The sequence below is a fragment of the Nitrosomonas sp. genome, from assembly GCF_021731985.1.
Taxonomy (GTDB): Bacteria; Pseudomonadota; Gammaproteobacteria; order Burkholderiales; family Nitrosomonadaceae; genus Nitrosomonas.
In genome coordinates, this window is the sequence record NZ_JAKFWH010000044.1 from 24,447 (window position 1) to 31,925 (window position 7,479).

General features: G+C 43.2%; 9 protein-coding genes. 4 read left to right on the forward strand and 5 right to left on the reverse strand.

Annotated elements, in window-relative coordinates:
• Positions 1-40 precede the first annotated feature (40 nt).
• The 4 genes from nuoN (at position 41) to xerD (ending at position 5,211) form a co-directional block, all read left to right on the forward strand.
• Positions 41-1,486: an NADH-quinone oxidoreductase subunit NuoN gene (gene nuoN / locus QZ942_RS05910; protein ID WP_292993765.1), complete on the forward strand. Its 1,446-nt coding sequence runs from the start codon at positions 41-43 to the stop codon at positions 1,484-1,486.
• Positions 1,487-1,729: 243 nt separating this feature from the next.
• Positions 1,730-3,640 carry a molecular chaperone HtpG gene (gene htpG / locus QZ942_RS05915; RefSeq protein WP_292993766.1) on the forward strand — a complete coding sequence of 637 codons (1,911 nt, stop codon included), beginning with the start codon at positions 1,730-1,732 and terminating at the stop codon, positions 3,638-3,640.
• Between the two features lie 169 nt (positions 3,641-3,809).
• Positions 3,810-4,313, forward strand: coding sequence for a methylated-DNA--[protein]-cysteine S-methyltransferase (locus tag QZ942_RS05920; protein ID WP_292993767.1), 504 nt, complete (start codon positions 3,810-3,812; stop codon positions 4,311-4,313).
• Entirely contained in the window at positions 4,300-5,211 is a 912-nt protein-coding gene (gene xerD, locus QZ942_RS05925; RefSeq protein WP_292993768.1) for a site-specific tyrosine recombinase XerD, read from the forward strand. The genes QZ942_RS05920 and xerD overlap by 14 nt, the downstream gene beginning before the upstream one ends.
• Positions 5,212-5,222: 11 nt before the next feature.
• Here xerD and QZ942_RS05930 read toward each other — a convergent pair whose 3' ends face one another.
• The 5 genes from QZ942_RS05930 to QZ942_RS14065 form a co-directional block, all read right to left on the reverse strand.
• A complete protein-coding gene (locus QZ942_RS05930) occupies positions 5,223-5,696 on the reverse strand; it encodes a disulfide bond formation protein B (protein WP_292993769.1) in 474 nt (157 codons plus the stop codon).
• 99 nt (positions 5,697-5,795) lie between these two features.
• Complete coding sequence (locus QZ942_RS05935) at positions 5,796-6,140, reverse strand: hypothetical protein (RefSeq protein ID WP_292993770.1); 345 nt, start codon at positions 6,138-6,140, stop codon at positions 5,796-5,798.
• Positions 6,141-6,371: 231 nt separating this feature from the next.
• Positions 6,372-6,626, reverse strand: a complete 255-nt coding sequence (locus QZ942_RS05940) for a S16 family serine protease (protein ID WP_366836147.1) — start codon at positions 6,624-6,626, stop codon at positions 6,372-6,374.
• Positions 6,627-6,695: 69 nt separating this feature from the next.
• Positions 6,696-7,076, reverse strand: a complete 381-nt coding sequence (locus tag QZ942_RS05945) for a type II toxin-antitoxin system HicB family antitoxin (RefSeq protein WP_292993771.1) — start codon at positions 7,074-7,076, stop codon at positions 6,696-6,698.
• Between the two features lies 1 nt (position 7,077).
• Positions 7,078-7,212, reverse strand: coding sequence for a type II toxin-antitoxin system HicA family toxin (locus QZ942_RS14065; protein ID WP_366836150.1), 135 nt, complete (start codon positions 7,210-7,212; stop codon positions 7,078-7,080).
• Positions 7,213-7,479: the final 267 nt, after the last annotated feature.

The following is a 7,479-nucleotide window of genomic DNA, read 5'->3' on the forward strand; positions in this document are numbered from 1 at the left end:
CTGGAATAGTGATAGTTCCTGATAAAAGGATTAAGAATTAATGAATTTTATACCACCTGATTTTACGCCAGCCTCTTCTGAGATATTTATGCTCATCATGGTGTGCGTGGTAATGCTGGCAGACCTCACCGCAGGCGACAATAGGCGTTATGTTGCATATCTACTGACACAGACTACGTTATTGGGCTGCGCATTGCTTACTTTTATATCATTTTCTACAGAAATTACACATACTTTTAATGGAATGTATGTTGATGATGCAATGGCGGATATACTGAAATTGATGGTGTATGGCACTGTATCAGCAGTACTTGTCTATTCTCATACTTATATCAGCGATCGTGGTATGCTGAAAGGAGAATTTTTCAGCTTAATTCTTTTTGCAACAATGGGAATGATGGTGATGATTTCCGCCAGTCATTTTCTGACGTTGTATATTGGTTTGGAGTTACTCTCACTATCTCTTTACGCATTGGTAGCGTTACGGCGCGAGTCATTGGTTGCAACTGAAGCAGCCATGAAATTTTTTGTGCTGGGTGCTTTGGCATCCGGTTTTTTGCTTTATGGTATGTCAATGATTTATGGAGCGACTGGGACATTGCATGTTTCTCAGCTTGCTCAGATCATACAAAGTGAAGCAAGCAATAAGGAAGTATTAGTTGTAGGCCTTGTATTTATTGTGGCTGGAATCAGTTTCAAGCTAAGTGCGGCGCCTTTTCACATGTGGGCACCTGATGTCTATCAAGGCGCACCGACTGCGGTTACATTGTTTATTGGTTCCGCACCTAAATTGGCTGCTTTTGGTTTTGTGATGCGCTTGTTGGTCGAAGGAATGGGGGAAATGTCCGCTGATTGGCAAGGCATGCTGGTGATCTTAGCTGTCATGTCAATGGCGATAGGTAATATTGCCGCCATTGCACAAACAAACATTAAGCGCATGTTGGCATATTCAACCATTTCGCATATGGGTTTTCTGTTGCTTGGATTCATAAGTACGGATTCTAACGGCTATAGCTCTGCTTTATTTTATGTCATTGCTTATGTTCTGATGACATTAGGTACTTTTGCAATGGTTATGCTGCTATGCCGCAGTGGATTTGAGGCTGAAAACATCAATGATTTCAAAGGACTCAGCAAAAGAAATTCTTGGTATGCATTTATTGCCTTGTTGTTGATGCTTTCACTCGCTGGTATTCCACCGATGATCGGATTCTATGCGAAACTTTCTGTATTACAAGCAGTTGTCAATGCTGGGTATGTTTGGTTGGCGGTTGTGGCTGTATTGTTCTCGTTAATTGGTGCCTTCTATTATCTTCGTATTATCAAGTTGATGTACTTCGATGAACCAGAAACCGATGAACCCATAAAGCCAAATAGTGATGTAAAGATTCTTCTCAGTGCAAATGGGTTAGCAGTTTTAGCATTTGGTATATTTCCTCAGGCACTCATGGGACTGAGTCTCTACGCCATTCAAAGCTCAATGTAGTGATGGCCATAAGGGTTATTCGTTCAAGAAATAGCCTTGTGATTACATTTACGGAAGCACTCGAAGAAAAAATTATTACCTAGTAGAACAATTCAATCTTTTTTGCAGGATTTCTGCGACTCCAGCGTATTATCTGTTTCCTGAAGTACTGTGTTTGGTCGAAATAAATGATTCGTAAATAAACCAACTTGAAATCTCCAGTGTGTCCCCCATCTAAAAAGCAGAATATTTAAGGAGGAAAACGTGCAAGCTGAAACAACCAAAGAACAATTAAGTTTTCAAGCGGAAGCTAAACAGCTGTTAAAGCTGATGATTCATTCCTTGTACAGTAATAAGGAAATTTTCTTGCGTGAACTGATTTCGAATGCTTCTGATGCCGCCGATAAATTACGTTTTGAAGGTCTTACAGATGCTGCACTTTATGAGTCGGATTCGAATCTCAGCATTCGTGTGAGTTACGATGTCGATGAACAAACTATCACTATTTCTGATAATGGAATTGGTATGTCGCGGCAAGAAGTAATCGACCATATTGGGACAATTGCCAAATCAGGCACACGAGAGTTCTTTAATTCGTTGACTGGCGATCAGGCTAAAGATGCAAATTTGATAGGCCAATTCGGTGTAGGTTTTTACTCAGCATTTATTATTGCAGATAAAGTAACCTTGATTACCAGACGGGCTGGATTAACTCCTGAGCATGGCATCCGATGGGAATCGAGCGGTGAAGGTGATTATACACTGGAAACGGTAACGAAACAGACGCGCGGCACCGAAGTAATTCTACACCTGCGCAAAGATGAGGATGAGTTTCTCAATGGAATGCGGATTCGGACCATTATTCGTAAGTATTCCGACCACATTACTTTGCCCATTTTAATGAAGAAGGAAGAATGGTCTCAGGAAGAGTCGAAAAATAAAATTACTGGTGAAGACGAAACAATTAATCAGGCAAATGCATTATGGGCGCGTCCAAAAAATGAAATCACCGTTGAACAATACAACGAATTTTATAAGCATGTAGCGCATGATTTTGAGCCGCCGCTTGCCTATTTGCATGCGCGGGTAGAAGGCAAACAGGAATACACGCAATTACTCTATATCCCCGCACGAGCGCCTTTCGACTTATTTGATCGTGAACATCGTCATGGCATTAAGTTATATGTGCAGCGCGTATTTATCATGGATGATGCTGAGAAACTGTTGCCAAATTACTTACGCTTCGTGCGTGGAGTGGTTGATTCGAATAGTTTGCCTTTGAATGTGTCACGTGAAATATTGCAAGAATCAAAAGATATCGAATCGATCAGAGCAGGTATAGTCAAGAAAGTGCTGGGATTGATAGAAGAGTTATCCAAGAGTGAAAATGATGAAGGGAAAGAAAAGTTTAGAACTTTCTATCGGGAATTTGGGCAAGTTCTGAAGGAAGGCGCGGGTGAAGATTATGCCAATCGGGAACGGATTGCGAAACTGTTACGTTTTGTCACGACCGAAAGTGATACTGAGGAACCAGCAGTTTCTCTGGAGGTCTATTTGCATCGCATGAAAGAAGGGCAGGACAAGATTTATTATGTTACAGCTGACAATCTCAAGGCGGCCAAGAATAGCCCTCACCTAGAAGTTTTCCGTAAGAAAGGCATCGAAGTACTACTGTTATCAGATCGTGTTGATGAATGGTTGGTGACCAACTTGACTGAATTTGAAGGAAAACCGCTTCAATCCGTCGCAAAAGGTGGTTTGGATTTGGGAAGTTTGGAAGACGAAACTGAAAAAGAAGAACGTGAGAAAGAAAGCAGCGCTTACCAAGAATTAATAGACAAAATGAAAGCGGCGCTGAGTGAACAAGTGAAAGATGTACGTGTTACATTTCGTTTGACCGAATCTCCAGCCTGTCTTGTCGCGGACACTTATGACATGGGTGGTAATTTGGAAAGATTACTGAAATCTGCAGGTCAAAAGGTACAACATGCTAAACCAATCCTTGAAATTAATCCACATCATCCGATGGTGCAAAAGCTAAAAACAGAAGTGGAAAATTTTGAAGACTGGAGTCATATTTTGTTTGATCAAGCCTTACTGGCTGAAGGTGGTCAGCTTGAGGATCCAGCAGCATTTGTAAAAAGACTCAATGAGTTGTTATTGCTTAAATCCTGAGCTTGAGAGCACTTTGCATGGCTTGCGCAATCTTCCGGTATGCATTCCATGATGCCGGAAGATTGATGTGGTAAATTGAAACTTGAAACTTCTACTCATTTCTAATGTCCATCTATTGAACGTAGCGTGAACCGCTAAATCATTTTCCAAATTAATATTCAATCAATCAGTGGGCAAATCAACGAATAATCAGGCTGTTGATTCAATCAAGGCATATCAAGCAAAACTGGTCACGCCCTTTTCTGTTTTAGGCATTAGAACAGAAGAAGATTGGCTTACTGATATTGAGTATTTGCCGATTGGTACAAAACCATTGGCACCAAAAACTTTACTGGCGAAAGAAGTGTGCAGGCAATTACAGGCATACCTGATCGAACCACATTTTATATTTGATTTGTGTTTGCATATCAGTGGCACGACGCATCAGCAACGTGTTTGGCAAGCCATTCAGGCTATCCCGAGCGGAGAAACGAGTAGTTATGCAGAAATAGCAACGCAACTGCACTCTGCACCGAGAGCCGTAGGGCGGGCATGTGGTGCCAATAGAATCCCGATCGTCATACCATGCCATCGGGTTATTTCTAAGAATGGCGGGTTAGGAGGTTTTATGAATGCAAGTGATGGCAACCCTTTAGTGATCAAGCGATGGCTGTTGGGCCATGAGAGCACCTGAACAAAACGCTGGTTTGTTGGATGAATTTTCCGATGCATTATGGCTGGAAGACGGCTTGTCGCGTAATACACTGGATAGTTACCGTAACGATCTACAGCTATTTAGTGAATGGCTAAGAAAACAGAATCAAGATAATAGTGTACTAACCGACGCAACGCACTCTGACTTGCTCGATTTTCTGGCGTCTAGAGTTTCCGCTAAAATGAAGGCCAGTACAACAAGCCGCGAATTGTCCAGCTTAAAGCGTTTTTACCGTTTTTTATTGCGCCAAGGCAAAATTACGACAGATCCTAGCCTTAACATTGATACACCCAAACTGCAGCGCAGCTTGCCCGATAGCCTTACAGAGGCAGAAGTCGAACTGCTGCTAAGCGCACCTGATCTTAAACACCCGCTCGGTTTGCGTGATCGTGCGATGCTGGAAGTTCTGTATGCCAGTGGATTGCGGGTATCTGAACTGATCAACCTAAGATACTCGCAAGTCAGCATGGATATGGGGGTGTTACGAGTCATGGGCAAGGGGAGAAAGGAGCGCCTTGCCCCGCTTGGAGAAGAGTCTCTTGAATGGTTGAGCCGTTATACCAAAGAAGCCAGACCTGCTTTGCTGAATGGTATTGTTACCGATACCATATTTGTGACAACACGCGGAGCTGCAATGACACGCCAGGCTTTCTGGTATCTCATCAAACGTTATGCGCAATTAGTGGGTAATCATAAGCCGCTATCCCCACACACCCTGCGCCATGCATTTGCCACTCACTTGTTGAATCACGGTGCTGATTTGCGAGTGGTGCAATTACTCTTGGGTCATGCAGATATCTCCACCACGCAGATTTATACCCATATTGCGCGTGAGCGCTTGAAACAATTGCATACCAAGCATCATCCTCGCGGATAATAGCAGCCAAGCTATTTTTTTGCCAATAGCATATAGAGTGAGACGATTCCAAGACTAAAAAAAGCAATCAACGACCAATCCGGGATGGTCAGCGATAAAAATTTCCAATCGACATCAGCGCAATCTCCATTCGCCTCGAACATTCCAGGCCACCATCCGGCAAGTGATAAAGAATTTAGAAAAGCTTCCTCCGGACTAATGCCGCATTCAAATGATTCCGGGTAACGCACCAGCCAAGCATGCCGCGCAGCGATGACTGTGCCAATGAACGCAAAAATGCTCATCAAAGCACCGTAGAAGCGGCGCCCGATGACTTTAGGATTGTGTAGAAATGCCAATAGTGCGACTAATCCCAGCAACCAGTAGGCAAGACGCTGTGCTACACACAGCGGACAGGGTAGTAATCCTTCCAAATGTTGCAGATATTGTGCATAGCCCAGAAGACTGATGCAGATGAGCAGGATAAATAAAAATAATAATCTCATTGGGCAATCTTTCTTTTTTGCAAACGATCATATGATCACAATAAGAATATTAGCATGATGAGATTGGGATTTTAGTGTAGTTTCTACTGCGAATTAGAATTAGATAATGACAGAGACTTTATATTGTAGATTTTCTGAGAAATCTTGATATGCGCCAAGTATAGTTCGGATTCTTTGGAATTCGTTACGGATTGTGGCCGGCGATCGTTTTAAGTAAACAGCAAGAGTTTTCGAATCTGTTGTTTCCAGAACCAGGCTGGCTTCCAATAGCCGGTGCAAGGACGGAGGCAGGGTTTTGTTGCTGTCGATAGATTCGATAAGGCATGCGGCATGCATCTTTGCTCGCCTTAATTGGCCGACTCTCTGGAACGGGGGATGGTCTTTTTGTTTATTTAGGTGATTATTATTGATATCAAGTTTAGTTTGGATTTCGGACTGCTTCATTTGAATTCACTCCTCGTACATGATGGTAGCTCTAGAGTAACAAGGGAATATGACAGGAATATAACAGCTTCATATAAACTTATTCATTGATGTATTTGCATTTTGGGTTAAGACAGTTGCAGCGTCAATGCGACATATGGTCGCATCTGTTGACAAATAACATGTGTATCCTGAGAAGATTTTATTGGTTTTAGCTGCGGGTATGTTTGTATGCGCATTGGTAAACAATGCTCAGATAAGTCTGAATTCCCGTTCCGGAGAGTTTGTGCCAACGGGGCACAATGCAGCTTGAATCGCATCATCTGCAGTTTCCAATAAAATAAATTGCATTGCCATACGCGTTGCTTTAGGTAAATCACGGAGATCCTTTTGGTTACGTGCGGGCAACAATACTGTTCGCAGACCGGCGCGCTCTGCCGCCAGTATCTTTTCTTTGATTCCGCCTACGGGCAATACCAATCCACGTAAACTGATTTCGCTGGTCATTCGTGGTGGTGCTTTGCTTATTTCTATATGAGCGGCCTGCCTTGCTTTAACGAACTTGATATAACCGGTTTACGAGGACATCTTTTTGATCGCGGCTTCGGTTAGGAATGCGGAACGGTTCATGCCTGCTGCATTTGCTGCTGCATCGATCCGGGCCAGGACTCCTGCCGGGATAGTGATATTAATATGCTTTGCCGCACCATGTATCTGAGACAAATCCACGTCGACCAGCCCGATCGTAAATCCTGCGCTATCAATAGATTCAAGAGAGGATGGCTGCGGAATATCTTCCAGTACCTCAAGGTGCAGCAAAATAGCTTCTCTGGCATTGTCCAGGATATCCGCCTCTTTATCCGCAGCCGAAAAACAACCGGGCAGATCAGGTACGATAATTCCCCATGCAGTGCCTTGAGAGTCTTTCTCGATTAAAACAGGGTACTGTATTTTCATATTACTTATCCAAATGTGCTTGTTTGCGAATCGCCTGAATCAAACCGGGACCCAGATCTTTCTTTGGGTGTGGAACAGTAACCACATAATTGTAATCAGGGTGGGAGAACTGGTGATAGCTGCCACGTACTTGGATTTCCTTCTATCCAGCTTTCTGCATTTCCTTGATCAATTGTTTGCTGTTCATGGTGTGTATCATACGCATCATAATAAGACTATCAATAGTCCGGCACGCGAGCGGCTTAGGTGCAGATTGCTAGTCAGCGAAGCGAATTGTGAATCGCCCCGGGTTTTCCGGAGACTGTTTGGTCTGAGTCAAGCTGCATCAGCTGACTTTTCCTGTTGGCGATGATACGCCTTTTCAAATTCTGCCGGTGGGACATATCCGATTGCATCCAGCAGT